The organism is Microbacterium sp. PA5 (assembly GCF_049860775.1).
GTDB lineage: Bacteria > Actinomycetota > Actinomycetes > Actinomycetales > Microbacteriaceae > Microbacterium.
Genome location: NZ_CP187567.1, coordinates 2,532,870 through 2,551,235, shown reverse-complemented (window position 1 = coordinate 2,551,235; position 18,366 = coordinate 2,532,870). Strand labels below are relative to the sequence as shown.

At 73.5% G+C, this 18,366-nt stretch carries 16 protein-coding genes; 8 read left to right on the top strand and 8 right to left on the bottom strand.

Annotated elements, in window-relative coordinates; all coding sequences use genetic code 11:
• Positions 1-259: 259 nt before the first annotated feature.
• Entirely contained in the window at positions 260-3,886 is a 3,627-nt protein-coding gene (gene metH, locus ACPWUT_RS12100; protein WP_284530105.1) for a methionine synthase, read from the top strand.
• Between the two features lie 32 nt (positions 3,887-3,918).
• On the opposite strand, the gene ACPWUT_RS12095 is transcribed toward metH, so the two are convergent.
• Both ACPWUT_RS12095 and ACPWUT_RS12090 read right to left on the bottom strand, forming a co-directional pair.
• Positions 3,919-4,350: a GNAT family N-acetyltransferase gene (locus ACPWUT_RS12095; protein WP_284530104.1), complete on the bottom strand. Its 432-nt coding sequence runs from the start codon at positions 4,348-4,350 to the stop codon at positions 3,919-3,921.
• A gap of 30 nt (positions 4,351-4,380) precedes the next feature.
• On the bottom strand, positions 4,381-5,766 hold the full coding sequence (locus tag ACPWUT_RS12090) for a DUF222 domain-containing protein (RefSeq protein WP_425837942.1): 1,386 nt from the start codon (positions 5,764-5,766) through the stop codon (positions 4,381-4,383).
• Positions 5,767-5,887: 121 nt separating this feature from the next.
• On the opposite strand from ACPWUT_RS12090, the gene ACPWUT_RS12085 reads away from it, so the two are divergent.
• Positions 5,888-6,373, top strand: coding sequence for a hypothetical protein (locus ACPWUT_RS12085; RefSeq protein ID WP_425837939.1), 486 nt, complete (start codon positions 5,888-5,890; stop codon positions 6,371-6,373).
• Between the two features lie 3 nt (positions 6,374-6,376).
• On the opposite strand, the gene ACPWUT_RS12080 is transcribed toward ACPWUT_RS12085, so the two are convergent.
• The 4 genes from ACPWUT_RS12080 to ACPWUT_RS12065 are packed head-to-tail and all read right to left on the bottom strand — an operon-like array spanning position 6,377 to position 10,832.
• Positions 6,377-6,775 carry a glucose-6-phosphate dehydrogenase gene (locus ACPWUT_RS12080; RefSeq protein WP_425837936.1) on the bottom strand — a complete coding sequence of 133 codons (399 nt, stop codon included), beginning with the start codon at positions 6,773-6,775 and terminating at the stop codon, positions 6,377-6,379.
• Positions 6,772-7,176, bottom strand: coding sequence for a VOC family protein (locus ACPWUT_RS12075; protein WP_425837933.1), 405 nt, complete (start codon positions 7,174-7,176; stop codon positions 6,772-6,774). Before ACPWUT_RS12075 ends, ACPWUT_RS12080 begins: the two co-directional genes overlap by 4 nt.
• Positions 7,177-7,206: 30 nt before the next feature.
• Positions 7,207-10,296 carry an ATP-binding cassette domain-containing protein gene (locus ACPWUT_RS12070; RefSeq protein WP_425837930.1) on the bottom strand — a complete coding sequence of 1,030 codons (3,090 nt, stop codon included), beginning with the start codon at positions 10,294-10,296 and terminating at the stop codon, positions 7,207-7,209.
• The gene (locus ACPWUT_RS12065) at positions 10,293-10,832 is read right to left on the bottom strand and encodes a hypothetical protein (protein WP_425837927.1); all 540 of its coding nucleotides are present in this window, start codon (positions 10,830-10,832) and stop codon (positions 10,293-10,295) included. Before ACPWUT_RS12065 ends, ACPWUT_RS12070 begins: the two co-directional genes overlap by 4 nt.
• 65 nt (positions 10,833-10,897) lie before the next feature.
• Between ACPWUT_RS12065 and ACPWUT_RS12060 the strand changes: the two genes are divergently transcribed.
• From ACPWUT_RS12060 to ACPWUT_RS12050, 3 genes are read left to right on the top strand one after another with little or no spacing between them, the layout of a single operon-like run.
• Complete coding sequence (locus ACPWUT_RS12060) at positions 10,898-11,815, top strand: 1,4-dihydroxy-2-naphthoyl-CoA synthase (RefSeq protein WP_425837924.1); 918 nt, start codon at positions 10,898-10,900, stop codon at positions 11,813-11,815.
• A gap of 25 nt (positions 11,816-11,840) precedes the next feature.
• Positions 11,841-12,986 (top strand): AMP-binding protein, encoded by a 1,146-nt coding sequence (locus tag ACPWUT_RS12055; RefSeq protein WP_425837921.1) that lies wholly within the window; start codon positions 11,841-11,843, stop codon positions 12,984-12,986.
• A 38-nt stretch (positions 12,987-13,024) separates the two neighbouring features.
• Complete coding sequence (locus ACPWUT_RS12050; RefSeq protein WP_284530095.1) at positions 13,025-14,002, top strand: 1,4-dihydroxy-2-naphthoate polyprenyltransferase; 978 nt, start codon at positions 13,025-13,027, stop codon at positions 14,000-14,002.
• Between the two features lie 46 nt (positions 14,003-14,048).
• Here the strand turns inward: ACPWUT_RS12050 and ACPWUT_RS12045 are convergent, their stop codons facing one another.
• The gene (locus tag ACPWUT_RS12045) at positions 14,049-14,339 is read right to left on the bottom strand and encodes a DUF4229 domain-containing protein (RefSeq protein WP_284530094.1); all 291 of its coding nucleotides are present in this window, start codon (positions 14,337-14,339) and stop codon (positions 14,049-14,051) included.
• Positions 14,340-14,409: 70 nt separating this feature from the next.
• Between ACPWUT_RS12045 and ACPWUT_RS12040 the strand changes: the two genes are divergently transcribed.
• Genes ACPWUT_RS12040 through ACPWUT_RS12030 form a run of 3 tightly spaced genes read left to right on the top strand, consistent with a single transcriptional unit; the run spans position 14,410 to position 17,546 of the window.
• Positions 14,410-14,829 (top strand): PLDc N-terminal domain-containing protein, encoded by a 420-nt coding sequence (locus ACPWUT_RS12040; RefSeq protein WP_284530093.1) that lies wholly within the window; start codon positions 14,410-14,412, stop codon positions 14,827-14,829.
• A gap of 1 nt (position 14,830) precedes the next feature.
• A complete protein-coding gene (gene menD, locus ACPWUT_RS12035; protein WP_425837916.1) occupies positions 14,831-16,633 on the top strand; it encodes a 2-succinyl-5-enolpyruvyl-6-hydroxy-3-cyclohexene-1-carboxylic-acid synthase in 1,803 nt (600 codons plus the stop codon).
• Between the two features lie 31 nt (positions 16,634-16,664).
• Positions 16,665-17,546 carry a PPK2 family polyphosphate kinase gene (locus ACPWUT_RS12030; RefSeq protein ID WP_425837913.1) on the top strand — a complete coding sequence of 294 codons (882 nt, stop codon included), beginning with the start codon at positions 16,665-16,667 and terminating at the stop codon, positions 17,544-17,546.
• 34 nt (positions 17,547-17,580) lie between these two features.
• Here the strand turns inward: ACPWUT_RS12030 and ACPWUT_RS12025 are convergent, their stop codons facing one another.
• Complete coding sequence (locus tag ACPWUT_RS12025) at positions 17,581-18,333, bottom strand: class I SAM-dependent methyltransferase (protein ID WP_284530088.1); 753 nt, start codon at positions 18,331-18,333, stop codon at positions 17,581-17,583.
• Positions 18,334-18,366 lie beyond the last annotated feature (33 nt).

The window sequence follows — 18,366 nt, the reverse complement described above, 5'->3', positions numbered from 1 at the left end:
GCGCAACGCCGGGAAGTCGCGAGTCTGAGCGAGCGCCTTGCGAAATCCCGCAACCGGCTCGCCCTTGACCTGTCGGCATTGACCGCTTGGTGAGAGGCATCGGAGCGATAGAAGTCGTGCGCCGCCTCGCGGCGACGCCGGCCCGCTGTCCCTCGCAGCAGGCCGCCACGTTGCCGCCGCCGGCTGCCGGTCCGACACACGACGTCACCGGCCGGTTCTCCCACGCCGCGGCCTCTCGCCAGCGTGGGAGAATCGGCCGGTGACTTCGACCGTTCCGCTCCGCCACCCGCTCGACATCGACGCGGCGCCGCGGCCGGAGCGGTCGCAGGCGCTCCTGGACGCCCTGGCGTCGCGCGTCGTCATCGCCGACGGGGCGATGGGGACGATGCTCCAGCGCTACGAGCCGACGCTCGAGGACTACCGCCAGCTCGAGGGCTGCAACGAGATCCTCAATGTCTCGCGCCCCGACCTGATCGCGCGGATCCACGACGATTACCTGGCCGTCGGCATCGACGCGATCGAGACGAACACCTTCGGCGCGAACTGGTCGAACCTGTCGGACTACGGCATCGACGACCGCATCCACGAACTCGCCGAGGCGGGCGCCCGCATCGCGCGGGAGCGGTGCGAAGCGGCCGAGGCCGTCGACGGCCGGATGCGGTGGGTGCTCGGCTCGATGGGGCCCGGGACCAAGCTGCCCTCGCTCGGCCACACGTCGTACGCGCACCTGAAGGAGACCTTCGCGCTCCAGGCGGAGGGGCTGATCGACGGCGGCGCCGACGCCTTCCTCGTGGAGACCTCGCAGGATCTCCTCCAGACCAAGGCGGCCGTCAACGGGTGCAAGCAGGCCATCGTCGCCCGCGGCGTGCGGCTGCCGATCTTCGTCGAGGTCACCGTCGAGACCACCGGGACGATGCTGATGGGCTCCGAGATCGGCGCGGCGCTGACGGCGCTCGAGCCGCTCGGCGTGGACGCCATCGGCCTCAACTGCGCGACGGGCCCGGCGGAGATGAGCGAGCACCTGCGGCACCTGTCGAAGCACTCGACCGTCACGATCGCGTGCATGCCCAACGCCGGCCTGCCGGTGCTGACGGCCGACGGCGCGTACTACCCGCTCACCCCCGCCGAGCTGGCGACCGCCCACGAGCAGTTCGTGCGGGAGTTCGGCATCGGACTCGTCGGCGGCTGCTGCGGCACCACCCCCGAGCATCTCGCCGCGGTCGTCGAGCGTCTCCGTCCGCTCCCGGCGCCCGCCGGGCGCGCGACGACGGTGGAGCCGGGCGTGGCGTCGCTGTACCAGCACGTGCCGTTCCAGCAGGACGCGTCGTACCTCGCGATCGGCGAGCGGACCAATGCCAACGGCTCGAAGGCCTTCCGGGAGGCGATGCTCGACGGGCGCTGGGACGACTGCGTCGAGATCGCGCGCAACCAGATCCGCGTCGGCGCGCACCTGCTGGACGTCTGCGTCGACTACGTCGGCCGCGACGGGGTCGCCGACATCCGCGAGGTCGTCTCGCGCTTCGCCTCGGCGTCGACCCTGCCCCTCGTGATCGACTCCACCGAGCCCGCCGTCATCGAGGCGGGCCTCGAGCTCATCGGCGGCCGGCCGGTCGTCAACTCCGTCAACTACGAGGACGGCGACGGCGCGGAGTCCCGGTTCGGCCGGATCATGCCGCTCGTCAAGGAGCACGGCACGGCCGTCATCGCGCTGACGATCGACGAGCAGGGTCAGGCGCGCACCGCCGAGGACAAGCTGCGGATCGCGTCGCGGCTCGTCGACGCGCTCGTGGGCGAGTGGGGCATGCGGGTCGAGGACATCATCGTCGACTGCCTCACGTTCCCGATCGCGACCGGGCAGGAGGAGACCCGGCGCGACGCGATCGAGACGATCGAGGCCATCCGCGGACTCGTCGCGAAGTACCCCGGCATCCATACGACCCTCGGCGTGTCGAACGTGTCGTTCGGGCTCAACCCCGCCGCCCGGTCGGTGCTGAACTCGGTGTTCCTCCACGAGGCGACGCAGGCCGGGCTGGACTCCGGGATCATCGACGCCGCCAAGATCGTCCCGCTCGCCTCGATCCCCGACGACCGGCGCCGGGTGGCGCTGGACCTCGTGTGGGATCGGCGCGAGTACGACGCCGACGGCAACCTCACCTACGACCCGCTCGCGGTCATGCTCGACATGTTCGCGGGTGTGGACACGGCGGCGCTGCGCGATCAGCGGGCGGCCGAGCTCGCCGCGCTCCCGGTCGGCGAGCGGCTGCAGCGGCGGATCATCGACGGGGAGCTGAAGGGCCTCGAGGCCGACCTGGACCTCGCCCGGGCGGACGGGATCGCGCCGCTCCAGATCATCAACGACCACCTCCTGGAGGGGATGAAGGTCGTGGGGGAGCGCTTCGGCGCCGGGCAGATGCAGCTGCCGTTCGTGCTGCAGTCCGCGGAGGTCATGAAGACCGCCGTCGCCCTCCTCGAGCCGCACATGGAGAAGTCGAGCGCGTCGGGCAAGGGACGGATCGTCCTGGCGACGGTGCGCGGCGACGTCCACGACATCGGCAAGAACCTCGTCGACATCATCCTGACCAACAACGGCTACGACGTCGTCAACCTCGGCATCAAGCAGCCGATCGCCGACATCATCGCCGCCGCCGAGGAGCACGACGCCGATGTGATCGGGATGTCGGGGCTGCTCGTGAAGTCGACGGTCGTCATGAAGGAGAACCTGCAGGAACTCCAGGCGCGGGGGCTCGCCGGCCGGTGGCCGGTGCTCCTCGGGGGCGCGGCGCTCACCCGCGCCTACGTCGAGGACGACCTGGCAGGGCAGTTCGACGGCGAAGTGCGGTACGCCAAGGACGCGTTCGAGGGCCTCGCGCTGATGGAGCCGCTCGTGCGGGTGGCGCGGGGCGAGAGCCCCGACGCGGTCGGCCTTCCGCCGCTGAAGAAGCGCATCCATCGCGAGGGGTCGCTGCTCACCCTCACCGAGCCGGAGGCGATGCCGGCGCGGTCGGACGTCGCCTCCGACAACGCCGTGCCGTCCCCGCCCTTCTGGGGGACGCGGATCGTGCGGGGGATCGCGCTGGCGGACTATGCAGCCTTCCTCGACGAGCGCGCCACCTTCATGGGGCAGTGGGGCCTGAAGCCCGGGCGCGGCGAGGACGGGCTCTCGTACGAGCAGCTGGTCGAGACGGAGGGGCGCCCGCGGCTGCGCTACTGGCTCGACCGCATCCTCGCCGAGGGCATGCTCGACGCCTCGGTCGCCTACGGCTACTTCCCGGTGGTGGCGGAGGGCGATGACCTCGTCGTGCTCCACCACGGCGACGACCCGGCGGGCGTGATCGGCGCCCGCGGACTGCTCGCACCGGACGGCGGGTCCGGCGGCGCGCCGGGAGAGGACCGGCTGCGCTTCCACTTCCCGCGGCAGCGGCGCGATCGCCACCTGTGCCTGGCGGACTTCGTGCGCTCGCGGGAGTCCGGCGCCGTCGATGTGCTCCCGGTGCAGCTGGTGACCGCTGGGGCGCGCATCGATCAGGTGACCGCGAAACTGTTCGCCGAGGACCGGTACCGCGACTACTACGAGCTCAACGGCCTCGTGATGCAGCTGACGGAGGCGCTCGCCGAGTTCTGGCACGCACGGATCCGCTCGGAACTGGGCTTCGCGGCCGAGGATCCCGCCGACACCGCCGGTCTCTTCAAACTGGAGTACCGCGGTGCGCGTTTCTCGCTCGGGTATCCCGCGTGCCCCGACATGGAGGACCGTCGCAAGGTCGTCGAGCTGCTCCGCCCGGAGCGGATGGGCGTCGAGCTCAGCGAGGAGCTGCAACTGCACCCGGAGCAGTCGACGGATGCGTTCGTCTTTCACCACCCCGAGGCGAAGTACTTCTCGGTCTGAGGTCCCGGTCTATCCACGCTCTATCCCTCGCGCTATCCCTCGCGGGTGCGGATCATCCAGGCGAGCGGCCCGGACAGCTCGTCGAACCCGAACGGCCGGTAGACGCCCTGTGCGTCGGCGGTGGCGAGCAGCACCCGTCGGATGCGGAGGCCGTCCAGTTCGGCCATCACGCCGTCGATCAGCCGCGCGCCGATGCCCTGGCCGCGCAGCTCGGCGTCGACGAAGACGTCGCACAGCCACGCGAAGAACACGCCGTCCGTGACGACGCGCGCGTACGCGACCTGTCTTCCGGTGTCGCTGTCGTACACGCCGTAGTTGCGGGAGGCGTCCATCGCGGCGTCGTGCTTCTCGCGCGGGCGACCCTTCGCCCAGTAGGCCTCCTCGCTGAGCCACCGGTGCACGAGCGCGCGGTCGACGCGTTCGGTGTCAGCGGAGAAGACGTACGTGGGCGAGCTGGAGGCCATGGCTCGACTGTACGGGGCCCGGCCCGGTGCTCAGTCCTGGAGACCGGGTGGCGGGTCGGCGTCGGCGACGAACCGCACGGTCGGTGCGGGCCGATCCACATACGACCGTCCCGCGGGGCTCTGCCATCGCAGCCGCCCGCGGCCGAGCTGTTCGACACGCCACTGCGATCGGTGCTTCAGCAGGTGGTGCCGACGGCAGAGGGTCGCGAGGTTGTCTTCGCTGGTCCCGCCGCCGTGCGCGTGGTCGACCGTGTGATCGGCGTCGCAGCGATGAACCGGCTGGCGGCACCCGACGAACCGGCAGTGCTCGTCGCGGGCCCGCAGGAAACGGCGCAGCTGCTCGGAGGGGCGGTAGCGATCGACAGCGAGCACCGATCCATCGACGGGGCTCGTCATCACGCGATCCCATCCCGACGCGGCACCGGCGAGTTCGAGCGCCTGCGAGAGAGGGATCGGACCGTAGCCCGCGAGCAGGCAGGGTTCCCGAGACGCTCCCAGGACCGTCAGCACCGGCACCGTCACCTGCACCTGCGCGGTGATGCGACCCAGGTCGCCGCCGGCGTCGGCATGCCCGGTGCCGTGGGCGGTGTTGTGGGCGGTGGGAGCGCCGCCGAGCAGGAGGTCGGCGAACACGTCGGCGCGCAGCTGGTCCATCGTCCGGCGTCCGGCTCCGCCCGAGCGGTTCTCACCGTCGTCGTCGATCTGGTCGGTCTCGTCGGTCCCGGCCATGCCGCCATCGTCGCCGTGTCCGTCCGCCACGCGTTCGGCCGCGTCGACCTCGTGTGCGATCGCCGTCAGTCGATCCCGAATTCCGTAGGCCAGCACCGCCGGAAGATCCGCCAGGATGCGCGCCATGCCGTCGTCGAGATCGTTCACGACCACTCGGCGACCGCTGCGGACGCGCTCGTGACGGTCGTGGAGTGACTCCGGGTGCGCGTGCTCGGCCAGCGCCCGCGCGGCCGGTCGGAGCTGCGCGGCCGTCACGTCGACAGCCAGGGCGAGCGCCCGCGTCTCGAACCATTCGCGCGCCGCATCGTCGACCACGGGGGCACCCGCCTCGACGATCGCGGCGACGTGTGCGCGGCTGACCTCTCCTGCGCTCCACGCGGCCAGCGTCGCGGGGAACAGGTGCGCCAGTGAGGCTGCGGCATCGAGCTGCCCCTGGAGGGTGCGGTCGGACACGTGAAGTGCCGCGCCGAGCTGCGCCGCCAGGTCGCGCAGCTCGAGGTCACCTGTTCTCGAAGAGGCGCCGGGCAACGACTCGGCCAGTTCGCGCGCCCAGTGATGCGCCTCTGCGAACACCGCCGTCAGCGCGGCCTGCGACCGCGCGACCGCACGGTGCGCCTCGACTGCGCGCGTGACGAACGCGTCCGCCGCGGCGGTGTGGCCCTCGAGGCCGGATCCGGTGTTCGTCATGACCTCATCCTCGCGCCTCGAGGAGCCGAGTTTCGAAGATTTGTTCGATCTGTGGATAACTCGTCGGCACTCTTTCGAGATGTCGGCGGTGGTCGCGACACTGTCCTCGTGGAGGCGGAGAATGCGAAGGATCCTGACCGCGGCGCTGATCGCCGGAGCGCTGTGCGCCGTCGCCGGATGCAGCGCCGCACCGCTGGTCGGCGAGGGAGTGGCCTGCGCGTCATGGGTCGCCTACGAGACCGACGAGCAGCGGGCGGCGGCCGCAGACCTCGTGATCGTCGCGACCGGCATCGAGCGCGACGGCACGATGTCGATCCTCGGCTACGACGCCAATGCCTACACCGTGCGCGTCGCCGAGGTCGAGAAGGGCACGGTGGACGGCGGTGCCGGCACGAGCCTGCGCGTGGGATCGACGGCCGACTCCTGTTCGGCCCGGCCCTATGGCGACGGCGATCAGATGCTGCAGGCCGAGCCGCTGCGTCTGTTCCTCACACGCGCCGAGTCCGGCTGGACCACGCTGACGCCCTTCGACGGCGCACGGCCGGTCGACGACGGCGCGACCTCACGCCCGTCACCGGGGCCCTCGACATCGGCGCCCGACGACTGACGCTCAGCCCACCCGCTGACCGCACATGCCGCACACGCCGGTGGCCGGCACCTCGACGAAGCAGTCCGGGCAGAAGACCGCCGGCCGTTCGGGGACGGTCGGAGCTGCGACCCGGGTCGACGAGGCGGCTCGTGGCGCGCGGCGCTCGCGCGGAGCCTTCGCGACCGGTTCGGGCCGGGTGGCGATCACCGGGCGATGCGCCAGGCAGTAGAGACGGACGAAGCCCGCCGGGTTGTTGGGGTGCCGATGCTTGACGACCCAGAGCTCCTCGCGCTCCCGCACCTCGGAGGACGGGCCGCAGGTCGCACACCGGGTCGCTTCGCCAGGAACCGCCTCCGACGCGCGCAGCGGGGTGTCGAACGGGATGGCATCGCGCCAGTCGGAGGAGTTCCTGATCTTCATGACCCCTCCAGCTTCCCACGGTGCGCCGTCCAGCCCGACCAGTCGGCGGCGTCGATCACGCAGAACCGGTTGCCCTCTGGGTCCTCCATGATCACGTAATCGGCATCGGCAGGCCGCTTGTCCCAGTGCACCTCGCGGGCGCCGAGGGCAGTCAGGCGCGCGACCTCCGCGGACTGGTCCTCGGCGTAGAGATCCAGGTGGATGCGCGGCGGGAGGATGCGCGGCGCGGCCACGGCGTCGAGCGAGATGTTCGGGCCGGCGCCCGGTCCCGCGGCGGGGTGGAGCAGGGCGAAGTCCTCGTCGATCGGCTCGCGGGCGACGTAGTCGAGCGCGGCCGTCCAGAACGCGATCTCCGCGGCGAGGTCGTCGACGCGGATGACGATCGATCCGATGGTGAGCATGGCGCCTCCGACGGCCACGCTACCCGGCGGTCACCGGCGGGTGAAGGCCTGTCGCGTCACCGGGGAGGTCGCCGAGGAGACGACCGGGGAGGCCACCGAGGAGACGACAGGGGAGACCACGGGCTTCGCGCGGCGCAGCGACGACAGCACCGCGCGGCCGACGAGCAGGAGCCCGATCACGGTGGTGACGGCGCGCAGGGTGTCCCAGGTCGCCGTGGAGGTGACGAGCGAGTAGACCAGGAAGTTGCCGAGATTCTCGGCGAGCGACCCGCCCGGCACGTACGAGATGCTCGTCCCGGCGCCGACGGCGAACGGCCAGAACCACATGTTCATCACCAGGCCGAAGAGGTACGACGAGACGATGCCGTAGGCGCACAGCATGGCGATCTCCCCCGCACCGCCCACGCGCCGCGGCAGCAGGCCGGCGCCCGCCCCGACCCAGCCGCAGGCGAACATCTGGAACGGCAGCCAGGGACCGATCCCGCCCCACATGACCGCGGACAGCGCGATCGCCGCTGCCCCGAGGAGCAGCCCGAAGCGCGGGCCGAAGGCGCGGCCGGCGAGGATGAGCAGCACGAACAGCGCCTCCACGCCGCCGACTCCGGTGCTCGCGATCCGTACGGCCGCGCCGACGGCGGCCAGGACTGCCAGTAGCGCGAGCGTGTGCGCCGAGCGCACCGACGCATCGAGCGCGGCGAGCACGAGGACGACCGCCAGCGGCGCCAGCGACAGCGCGATGTAGGGCACCGCCGCCTGTGCCTGCGCGGGCACGGCCGACGCCACGAGCGGCCACAGGAATGCGGCGACCGCGACCAGCTGGGCGCCGACGAGGGCGATCGCGCGCCCGCGCAGCCCCCGTCGGCGCGGGCCCCGGACCGCCGCGGGGGTCGGCGCCGCCGCGGTCGGCTCGTGCGCCGGCACCGGGCGGTCGTGCGCCGGCACCGGGCGATCCCGCGTCTGCACCGGGCGATCCCGCGCCTCAGCCTCGGCTTCCTGCGCCGCGGCGTGGGACTCGGGCGCCGCATCGTCCCACAGCGGCCCCTCGGCATCCGCCGTCAGCGCTCCGGACGTCAGCGCTCCGGACGTCAGTGCTCCGGACGACATCGTGAGCACGCGGTCGGCGAGGCCGGCGGCGAAGGCCGTGTCGTGGGTGGCGAACATCACCGCCGTCCCGGCATCCGCCGCTGCCCGCAGGGTGCGCTGCACGAGGTCGCGGGCGGCGGGATCGAGTCCGCGCGTCGGCTCGTCGACGAGGAGCGCGGCCGGGCGGTGAGCGGTCTGCAGAGCGATCGCGAGACAGCGGCGCTCGCCGGCGGAGAGGTCGCGCGGGTGCCGTGTGCTCAGCGTGCGCGCGTCGTCGTCCCGGCCGAGCAGCGCAGCGAACCGGGAGAGCGTCGTGCCCGGCGCCGCGCCGGCGCGCCGGTCGGCGCGACGGCACTCCGCGCCGACGATCTCGCGGACGAACAGGTCGTCGGACGCGTCGGGGACGAGCGCGACCCGTCGCCCGGGGGAGGGAGCGCCGCCGGTGCCGGTCGCGAGCGCGGCCAGCAGGCTCGACTTGCCGGCGCCGTTCGCGCCCAGGAGGGCGACGCGCTCGCCGGCGCGGAGCGTCACTGCGGCGCCGTCGACGGCCAGCCGGTCGCCGTGCCGCACGGTCACGCCGGGCGCGTCGAGCACCACGGGACGCTCGAGCACCTCTGCACCCTCGAGCACCACGGGACGCTCGCGCACCCCCGCACCCTCGAGCATCCCTGCACCCTCGAGCATCCCTGCACCCTCGAGCACCCCTGCACCCTCGCGCACCCCCGCACCCTCGAGCACCCCTGCGTCCGCCGCGTCCGCCTCGCGAGGACGCACCCCCGGCTCCGGATGCGGCACGCCGCTGTCCGTGCGCGCGCGCTCGCCGACCTCGCCGCCGTCGATCCACAGCACCCGGTCGGCGACGCCGGCGAGCGCGTCGGTGCGGTGCTCGGCGACGACGACGCAGATGCCCGCCTCGTGCGCGAGCGCGCCGAGGAGGCTGACGATGCGCCGCCGGGAGGCCGCGTCGAGGTCGGCGAGGGGCTCGTCGACCAGCAGCAGCACGGGGTGCTCCACGATCGCGGCGGCGATCGCGACGAGCGTCGCCTCGCCGGCGGAGAGCCCGCGCACGCGGCGCCCGAGCAGCGGGACGATCCCTACCCGGGCGGCGACCTCGCGCACGCGCGCGGCGCGCAGGACCGGCGCGACCGCCCGCAGCTCCAGGCTCAGTCCGATCTCGTCGTCCACCCGCTCGGTGGCGAACGCCTCGCGCGGGTGCTGGAGGACGACGCCCACCGTCCGCGCCGTGTCGCGCGGGGGCGTGGTCGCGCGGTCGTGGCCGACGACGCGGACCTCGCCCGAGAGCGTGCCGCCGTCGACGTGGGAGTGCAGGCCGCTGAGGGCGCGCAGGAGCGTGGACTTGCCCGATCCGGTCGGTCCGCCGAGCACGACCATCTCGCCCGGGGCGAGCGCCAGGGCGGGGGCATGCACGACCGTGCCGTCTCGGCGACTCCCGCCGCGCGTGCGGCCGTCGAATCCCGCCCGGAGCTCGGTGACGTCGACGGGGTGCGCGCAGTCCCCGTCGAGGGCCCGCCCCGCGTAGCCGCGCAGCTCCAGCGCCGCCGCCACGGCCGTGGCGCGCTCGATCGTGCGCTCCAGCACCGGCGCGAGGATCCGCGCCCCCGGGCGCTCGCCGCGCAGCCGCTGCGCGAAGCGGACCGCGCGCACCGCGTCCACGAGCGCCGGCAGCGTCGCCCACGCGACCGAGAGCGCGCGGGCGAGACCGCGCAGCGGGCCGGTGCGCGCGCCGCGGGCCAGCAGCCGCGGCACGTCGAGGAGGGCGTTGAGGACTCCGAAGGCGAGGATGACGCCCGCGATCGGCAGCGCCGACGACGCGGCCGTCCACAGCCCGCCCGAGGTCACCGGCCCGAACAGCTCCACGTGACCGAGGGGCGGGGGCAGCCGCAGCGCCGGCAGGTCGAGCAGGAGCGTCCCCGCGCCGTCGGCGCCGTGGAACAGCACCCGGTAGACGACCCGGACCGCGATGAAGCCGACGGCCAGTGCGGCCGCCGCTCGCAGCGGTCCGGGTCGGAAGCTCACGACGTGGGCGCGGCCGGCGCACCGTCGAGGGTGAACAGCAGGCCGATGCTCTCGCCGGGCTGGGCGCGCAGCGTGGCGACGCCCTCCTCGGCGTACGCCCACTCACCGCCGGCGGGCTTGACCCACAGCGCCCAGTAGCCGAAGCCGGGGGGAGTGCTGGCGCACGTCTCGACGTACTCGGGATCCTCCGTCGACCCCAGCGGCTCGTCGGCGGACGGCAGCCCGTTCACACGGCAGATGAAGTCCGGGTACTCGTCGGTGCCCTGGAGGGTGACTTCGGCATCCTCCAGGAGGTCGGCGACCGCGATCTGCTCGTCGGCCGGGCGGCACCACTCCTGCGCCGAACCTCCGGGCAGGGCCGACGCGTCGACCGACAGCGTCACGCCGGAGTCGTCCGCGCAGGCGCGCTCCGTCACCGCCGCAGCGGTCGTGGGGGTGGGCGTCTCTGCGGGCTCGGTCGTCGCGGTGCAGGCGGCGAGGGAGAGCGCGAGGGCGGTGGCCGAGGCCAGGGCGAGGAGGCGGGTCTGCAGGGTCACCGGTCCAGGGTAGGGCGTGGCGGCCCGGCCGCGTCGCCGCGTGACGCTCCGCGTAGGCTGGGGACATGGCCGACTCCGCGTCTTCGTCCGTCTCCGAGCTGTTCGATCCGGCCGAGTGGGCGCCGGCGCCGGGAAGCGACGCGTACACCGACATCACGGCGCACGTCTCGCTCGACGGCCGCGTCGCGCGCATCGCCTTCGACCGCCCCGAGGTGCGCAACGCCTTCCGCCCGCACACCGTCGACGAGCTCTATCGGGCGCTCGACCTCGCGCGGCAGGATCCCCGGATCGGCGTGGTCCTCCTCACCGGCAACGGTCCGAGTCCCAAGGACGGCGGCTGGGCGTTCTGCTCCGGCGGGGACCAGCGCATCCGGGGGCGGGACGGCTACAAGTACTCCGAGACCGACGCGGTCACCGACCCCGCCCAGGCCGGACGGCTCCACATCCTCGAGGTGCAGCGCCTCATCCGCTTCATGCCGAAGGTCGTCATCGCCGTCATCCCGGGGTGGGCGGCCGGGGGCGGGCACTCCCTGCACGTCGTCTGCGACCTGTCGATCGCCTCGGCCGAGCACGGGCGCTTCAAGCAGACCGATGCCGACGTGGGCTCGTTCGACGCGGGGTACGGCTCGGCCTACATGGCCCGCCAGGTCGGTCAGAAGTTCGCCCGCGAGGTCTTCTTCCTCGCGGAGGAGTACTCCGCCCAGCGCGCCTACGAGATGGGCGCGGTGAACCGCGTCGCCCCGCACGCGGAGCTCGAGCGGGAGGCGCTCGCGATGGCGCGGACCATCCTCACCAAGTCCCCGACCGCCATCCGCATGCTCAAGTTCGCGTTCAACGCCGTCGACGACGGTCTCGTCGGCCAGCAGGTGTTCGCGGGCGAGGCCACGCGCCTGGCCTACGGCACCGACGAAGCCGTGGAGGGGCGGGACTCGTTCCTCGAGAAGCGCGACCCGGACTGGTCCGCGTTCCCGTACCACTACTGAGGCGGGGCGGGATGGGGCGCAGGCGATGAGAGCGGAGCCGGTCGAGGGCGACGACCCTCGCGCGGTGCTCCGCGGGCTGCGCGGGGCGGTCCTCGGCGCCGGTCCGGCGATCACCCTCGGCGGCGGCGTGCCGGCCGGTGAGGTGCCCTCCGGCACGGCCGTCATCGTCACGACGTCGGGGTCGACCGGTCACCCCAAGTCGGTCGTGCTCAGCAGATCGGCGCTGACCTCCAGTGCGCTGGCCACGGCGGACCGGATCGGCTCGGGTGCCTGGCTCCTCGCGCTCCCGGCCGGCTACATCGCCGGCGTGCAGGTGCTCGTGCGCGCGCTCGTCTCGGGCAGGGAGCCCGCGATCCTGGCGGGCTCGTTCTCCGCCCACGCCTTCGCCGCCGCCGCGGGCGCCATGGCCTCCAGCGACGGCGGCGCCGCCGTGCCCATGTACACCTCGCTCGTGCCGGCGCAGCTGCAGACCCTCCTCGACGCCGAGGACGACGGCGTCCGCACGGGCCTGCGGCGCTTCGAGGCGGTGCTGGTGGGCGGGCAGGCCCTGGCGGCGCCGCTGGCCGAGCGTGCGCAGGCGGCGGGTGTCCGGGTGGTCCGCACCTACGGGGCGAGCGAGACGAGCGGCGGCTGCGTGTACGACGGCGTGCCCCTGGACGGTGTCGCGGTCCGCATCGACGACGGCGAGGTGCAGGTGGCCGGACCCGTGCTGGCCGAGGGCTACCTGGGCGAGCCGGAGCGCACGGCGGCGGCCTTCGTGCGCGACGCCGCGGGGCGGCGGTGGTACCGGACGGGCGACCTCGGCACCTTCGACGGCGTGCTGCGGGTCACCGGTCGCCGAGACAACGTGATCGTCTCGGGCGGCGTCAACGTGTCGCTGGACCGCGTCGAACGGCTGGTGCGCACGCTCCCGGGCCTCAGCGGTGCCGTCGTGGTCGCGGTGGCGGACGAGCGGTGGGGGGAGGCATCCGTCATCGCCGTCCCCGCGGCGGATCTCGCCGGGACGGACGTCGTCGCCCTGTTGCGCGAGGTGCGGTCCGCCGTCGGCGAGGCGCTCGGCGCCCCCGCACGCCCGCGCGCGATCCTGCCGGTGCCGGCGATCCCGCTGCTGCCCTCGGGCAAGCCGGACCGGGCAGCGCTGCGGGCGGCGGCGGCCCGCGCCGCGGTGTGAACGGGCGCCCATACGGCGGCGCAATAGGATGATCGATCGTGGCAGCGAGCACCCGTAAGAAGAAGTCCGGCGGCGCGAAGAAGCAGCGTCCGCGCGGCAACCCGCAGAAGGCGCAGGCCTCCGGCGACCCGCGTCATGTCGACCCGGCGACGCTCGGCGACTGGATCGCCGCGGCACGCCTGCGGACCCTGCCGCTGGCGATCGCCCCCGTCGTGATCGGCACGGGTGCGGCGCGGGTCATCGACAACCGCTTCCACTGGGTCATCGCGCTCGCGTGCCTGGTCGTGGCCCTGGCGCTGCAGATCGGCGTCAACTTCGCCAACGACTACAGCGACGGCATCCGCGGCACCGACGACCACCGGGTCGGTCCGGCGCGGCTGACCGCGTCGCGCAAGGCGAGCCCGCGCGCCGTCCTCGCCGTCGCCCTCGCCTTCTTCGGGATCGCCGCCGCAGCGGGCATCGCGATCGTCGTGCGCACCGGGCACTGGTGGCTCCTGCTCGTGGGGGCCGTGTGCATCGTCGCCGCCTGGTTCTACACCGGCGGCAAGCGGCCGTACGGCTACTACGGCCTGGGCGAGCTGTTCGTCTTCGTCTTCTTCGGGCTCGTGGCCACGCTCGGTACGACGTTCGTCCAGGCGGGTGCCGTGCCGGATGAGGCGTGGTTCGGCGCTGTCGCAGCGGGGCTGCTCGCCTGCGCGGTGCTGCTGGCCAACAACCTCCGCGACCTCGAGCAGGACCGCCTCGCGGGCAAGCGCACGCTGTCGGTGCTGATCGGCAAGCGCGCCACGCAGATCCTGTTCACCGTGCTGATCCTGGTGCCCTTCGCGATCGCGGCGGTGCTGGCCCTGGTGTACCCGATCGCGTGGCTGTCGCTGCTGGGGCTGCTGCCGGCGCTGGCGGCGGTGCTCATCGTGTGGACCTACCGCGACCCGCGGGAGCTGGTCGTGGCGCTCAGCGTCACGTCGCTGACATCGCTCGCCTACGCCGGGTTCCTGTTCTGGGCCTTCGTCGGCTGACGCGCGGGAACCGCCCGCGCAGCCGTCTCGCGGTGTCCGCGGGGCGTCAGTGCGCCGGACTGTCGTCGCCGACGGCGTCCTCGACGTCCTCGTCGCTGGGCTCGCGCCGCCGCGCGCCCTCCGGTCGCCGGGAGCGGCGGGCCGCGAGGTCGGCCGACAGGTCGTCGAGCGGCCGGCGCAGGAACAGGGTCGACAGGCTCAGCCCGATGAGGGCGGCGAAGATGGCCGACAGCCAGTACAGCTCCCGCATGACCGGGATCAGCATCATGATCCCGAACGGGACGAAGAAGGCCGCGAGTCGCAGGACCGAGTACACCAGAGCCGACCGCGCACGCATGCCTCCAGCTTACGCCGAGCACCCAGCGTCTTCGGAGGCCGGGTCTCCCCCCGGAGCCTAGGATGGAGACGTGGCGCGTGTGTACCTCATCCTGGCGCTGTTGGCGATCACTTTCTGGGTCTACAGCATCGTCGACTGCGCGCTCCAGCCGCCCACGCGGCACCGCGGCGTGAGCAAGCCGGTCTGGCTCGTCATCGTCGTGCTGCTCCCCGTGGTGGGAGGGATCCTCTGGTTCGCCATCGGCCGTGCGCGCCGGGCGAGCGCGATCATGTTCCGCGCGCCTGACGACGACCCCGAGTTCCTCGGGCGCATCGGCACCATCAGCGACCAGGACGAGCGCATCCGCCGCCTGGAGGAGGAGCTCGCCGCACTCGATTCCGAGGCCGACGAGCCGGGCGACGCCGGTCATGAGGACGGGACCGATCATCCGGGTCCGCCCGCGGACGGCGATGTCGACGGCACGCCGGGCCCCCGCGGCACCCACAGCTGACATGGGTGCGGATCCGACGGCGGGACGCGCGCCGGCGACCGACGCCGCGGCCGCGCTGCTCGGCCGACTGGTCGAGCTCGGTGTCGCCCATGTGATCGTCAGCCCCGGTTCGCGTTCGCAGGCGCTCGCGCTGGTGGCCGCGGAGCTGGAGGCGCGCGGGCTCATCCGCCTGCACGTGCGCATCGACGAGCGGGTGGCGGGGTTCACCGCACTCGGCATCGGGCGCGAGACGCGGACGCCCGCCGTGGTGGTGTGCACGTCGGGCACCGCGACGGCCAACCTCCTCCCCGCCGCCCTGGAGGCCCACCACGCCGGGGTGCCCCTGCTGCTGCTGACCGCCGACCGTCCGCCGGAGCTGCGCGGGGTGGGCGCCAACCAGACCACCCGCCAGCCGGGCATGTACAGCCTCAGCACGCGGTACGAGGCGGACCTGCCGGTGCCCGAGAGCATCGACGACGGCACGGGGGAGCAGTCGGCCATGCTCCGCGGCGTCGCCGACGACGCGATGGCCGCCGCCCTCGGAGCGGGCACCCGCCAGGCCGGGCCCGTGCACCTGAACCTTCCCTACCGCGAGCCGCTCGCCGGCGCGGTGCCGCCCTGGCTCGGCGCGCCCGCGGACGAGCACGCGCCAGCCGTGCCGGCCGAGGACCGCGTGGACGCCGACCCCGTCGAGGCCGACCCGTCCGGCGCGCTGTACCAGGGCGGCGGAGGGATCGGCGAGGCCGATCTGCCGACCGACCCCGACACCGATCCGCTCGTGCTCGAGCGCGGACCGCGCACCGTGGTCGTCGCGGGCGCCGACGCCGGACCCGCGGCGGAGGAACTCGCCCACCGCGGCGGATGGCCGCTGGTGGCCGAGGTCGTCAGCGGCGCGCGCTTCGGCCGTCATCTCGTGCACGGCTACCGGCGGCTGCTCGCCGATGCCGGCCTCGGCGGCCGCGTCGAGCGCGCGGTCGTGTTCGGGCACCCCACGCTCAGCCGAGAGGTCGTCGCCCTGCTGTCGCGGCCCGAGGTGGAGGTGATCGCGGTGCGCGGTCCCGGCGAGCCGCTCAACCTCAACGGGTGCACGATCCCCGCCGATGCGGTCGTCGCCGCGGCCGGCGACGCCGATCGCGAGTGGCTGGGGGCCTGGATGCGCGCGTCGCGGGCGCAGGCCGTGGATCTCAGCCCGCCCGCCCCCGACGCCGACGGGCTGGCGTCCGCCGTGCCGCAGGAGCGGCTGAGCGCGATCGCCGCCGAGCTCGGCGCCATCCGCGCCCCCATCGACCGGGCCGTCCTCGTCGATGCGGTGTGGCGCGCGACCTGGCCGCACGACCGGCTGCTGTTCGCCGCGTCGCGGCTCGTGCGGGTGGCGGACGAGGTGCTGCCCGGCAAGAAGGTGCCGGTGCACGCCAACCGCGGCCTCGCCGGGATCGACGGCACCGTGGCGACGGGCATCGGCGTCGCGCTGGCCAGCCAGAGCGACGGGCGGCCGGGAGTGACCCGCGTGCTCGTGGGCGACCTCGCGCTCCTCCACGACGTCGGCGCGCTGCTGCTGCCGGTCGGCGAGACTGCGCCGCGCGTGCAGATCATCGTGGGCAACGACGGCGGGGGCACGATCTTCGACGGGCTCGAGGTGGCCGCGGTGGCGGGGGAGTCCGCGCGCACGCGGGTCCTGTACACCCCGCAGGAGGTGCGGATCGATCAGCTGGCCGCCGCCTACGGCGCGCAGTACGAGCGCGTCGAGACCCGGACGGCGCTGGATCAGGCGCTCACCGGCGCGGTCTCCGGCATCCAGGTCATCGAGGTCGCCCTCACCCGGTGACGCGCACGGCGCCGTCCGACATGATGTGTCCATGACAGCGAAGAGTCAGCATCACTGGACCGCCGACCCGACGACGCTCCTGCGCGTCGGCGAGGGATTCCGCCTGGCCGACGTCGACCCCGACGCCACCCCCGGCTACGAGGGTGCGAAGAAGCACGCCCAGGCGGACCTCGAGACCGGCGCGGAGCAGTTCGACGAGCTGCAGGAGCGGCTGTTCGCACAGAGCCGGGTGGCGGAGGAGGCGGACGGGGCTGAGCGGCCCGCGTCGGTCCTGCTGGTGCTGCAGGCGATGGACTCGGCGGGCAAGGGCGGCATCGTCCGTCACGTCATCGGCGCCACCGACCCGCAGGGCATCCATCTGAAGGCCTTCAAGAAGCCCACCGAGGAGGAGCTCGCCCACGACTTCCTGTGGCGCATCGAGCGGGAGGTCCCGAAGGCCGGCTACATCGGCGTGTTCGACCGTTCCCACTACGAGGACGTCCTCATCGGGCGGGTGCGCGAGCTCGCCCCGCCCGATGAGATCGAGCGCCGCTACGGGGCGATCGTGGACTTCGAGAAGCGGCTGACCGACGGCGGCGTCCACATCGTCAAGGTCATGCTCCACATCTCCCCGGAGGAGCAGAAAGCGCGGCTGATGGAGCGCCTCGAGCGTCCCGACAAGCACTGGAAGTACAACCCGGGCGACGTCGACGAGCGTCAGCTGTGGCCCGCCTACATGGACGCCTACCAGCGGGTCTTCGACCGCACGTCCACCGACGAGGCGCCGTGGCATGTGGTCCCCGCCAACGCCAAGTGGTACGCGCGGCTGGCGGTGCAGGCGCTCCTGCTGGACGTGCTGGAGGAGATCGACCCGCAGTGGCCGGCCGCGACCTTCGACGTCGAGGCCGAGAAGGCGCGGCTGGCGGCGACCTGATCGCGCTGCGGGGCATTCGCGCCGGGCTGCGGCGCTACACCGTGCCGCGGGCAGTCCAGGCGACGGCCTCGACCCGGAACGGGCCGTCGCCGAGCGAGGCGTGACAGCGTCGCCGGACCTCTTCGACCGCGGCGGCGTCGAGTCCATCGAGCCGGCCCGCGGCGGAGCCGACCCCGAGCAGGTGGAGATCCCACCACTCGTCGAACGATTCGTAGGCCGCCGACGCCGACAGCTCGCCGCCGACCACGTCGCGGCATCCCGCTTCGGTCAGCAGCAGCTTGAGGTGTCCGCGCCGGGTGCCGGGTCTGCCGTCACGGGCGGAGGCTCCGGAGACCTCGCGCGCCGCCCGCAGGAACACCGACTGCGGCGCGCGATCGTTCTCGAAGTCCCAGACGCACGCCGCGACGGTGCCGCCGGGTCGTGTGACGCGCACCATCTCGCGGATGCCGGCGGGGGCATCGGTGAGGAAGTGGACCGCGAGCTCGCTGAGCGCGGCGTCGAAGGAGTTCACGGGGAACGGGAGCGCCTCGGCGGTGCCGACCACCGCTGCGACATCGGGCAACCGCTCGCGGAGGGCGGCGATGAAGTCCTCGGACGGGTCGATCGCGGTGACCCGGCGCGGGGTGTTCCGCGCCGCCATGACGGCCGTCAGGGCACCGGGCCCGCTTCCGACGTCGAGCACCCGCGCCCACGGATCCAGGGCGACCCAGTCGGCGAACGCCACGGCGAGAGGCGCGGAGAAACGCCCCATGAACTCGTCGTAGGCCGTCACGCCCGGGAACGACATGGCGCGGAGTCTACGCCCGAGCGTTCCTGCGCG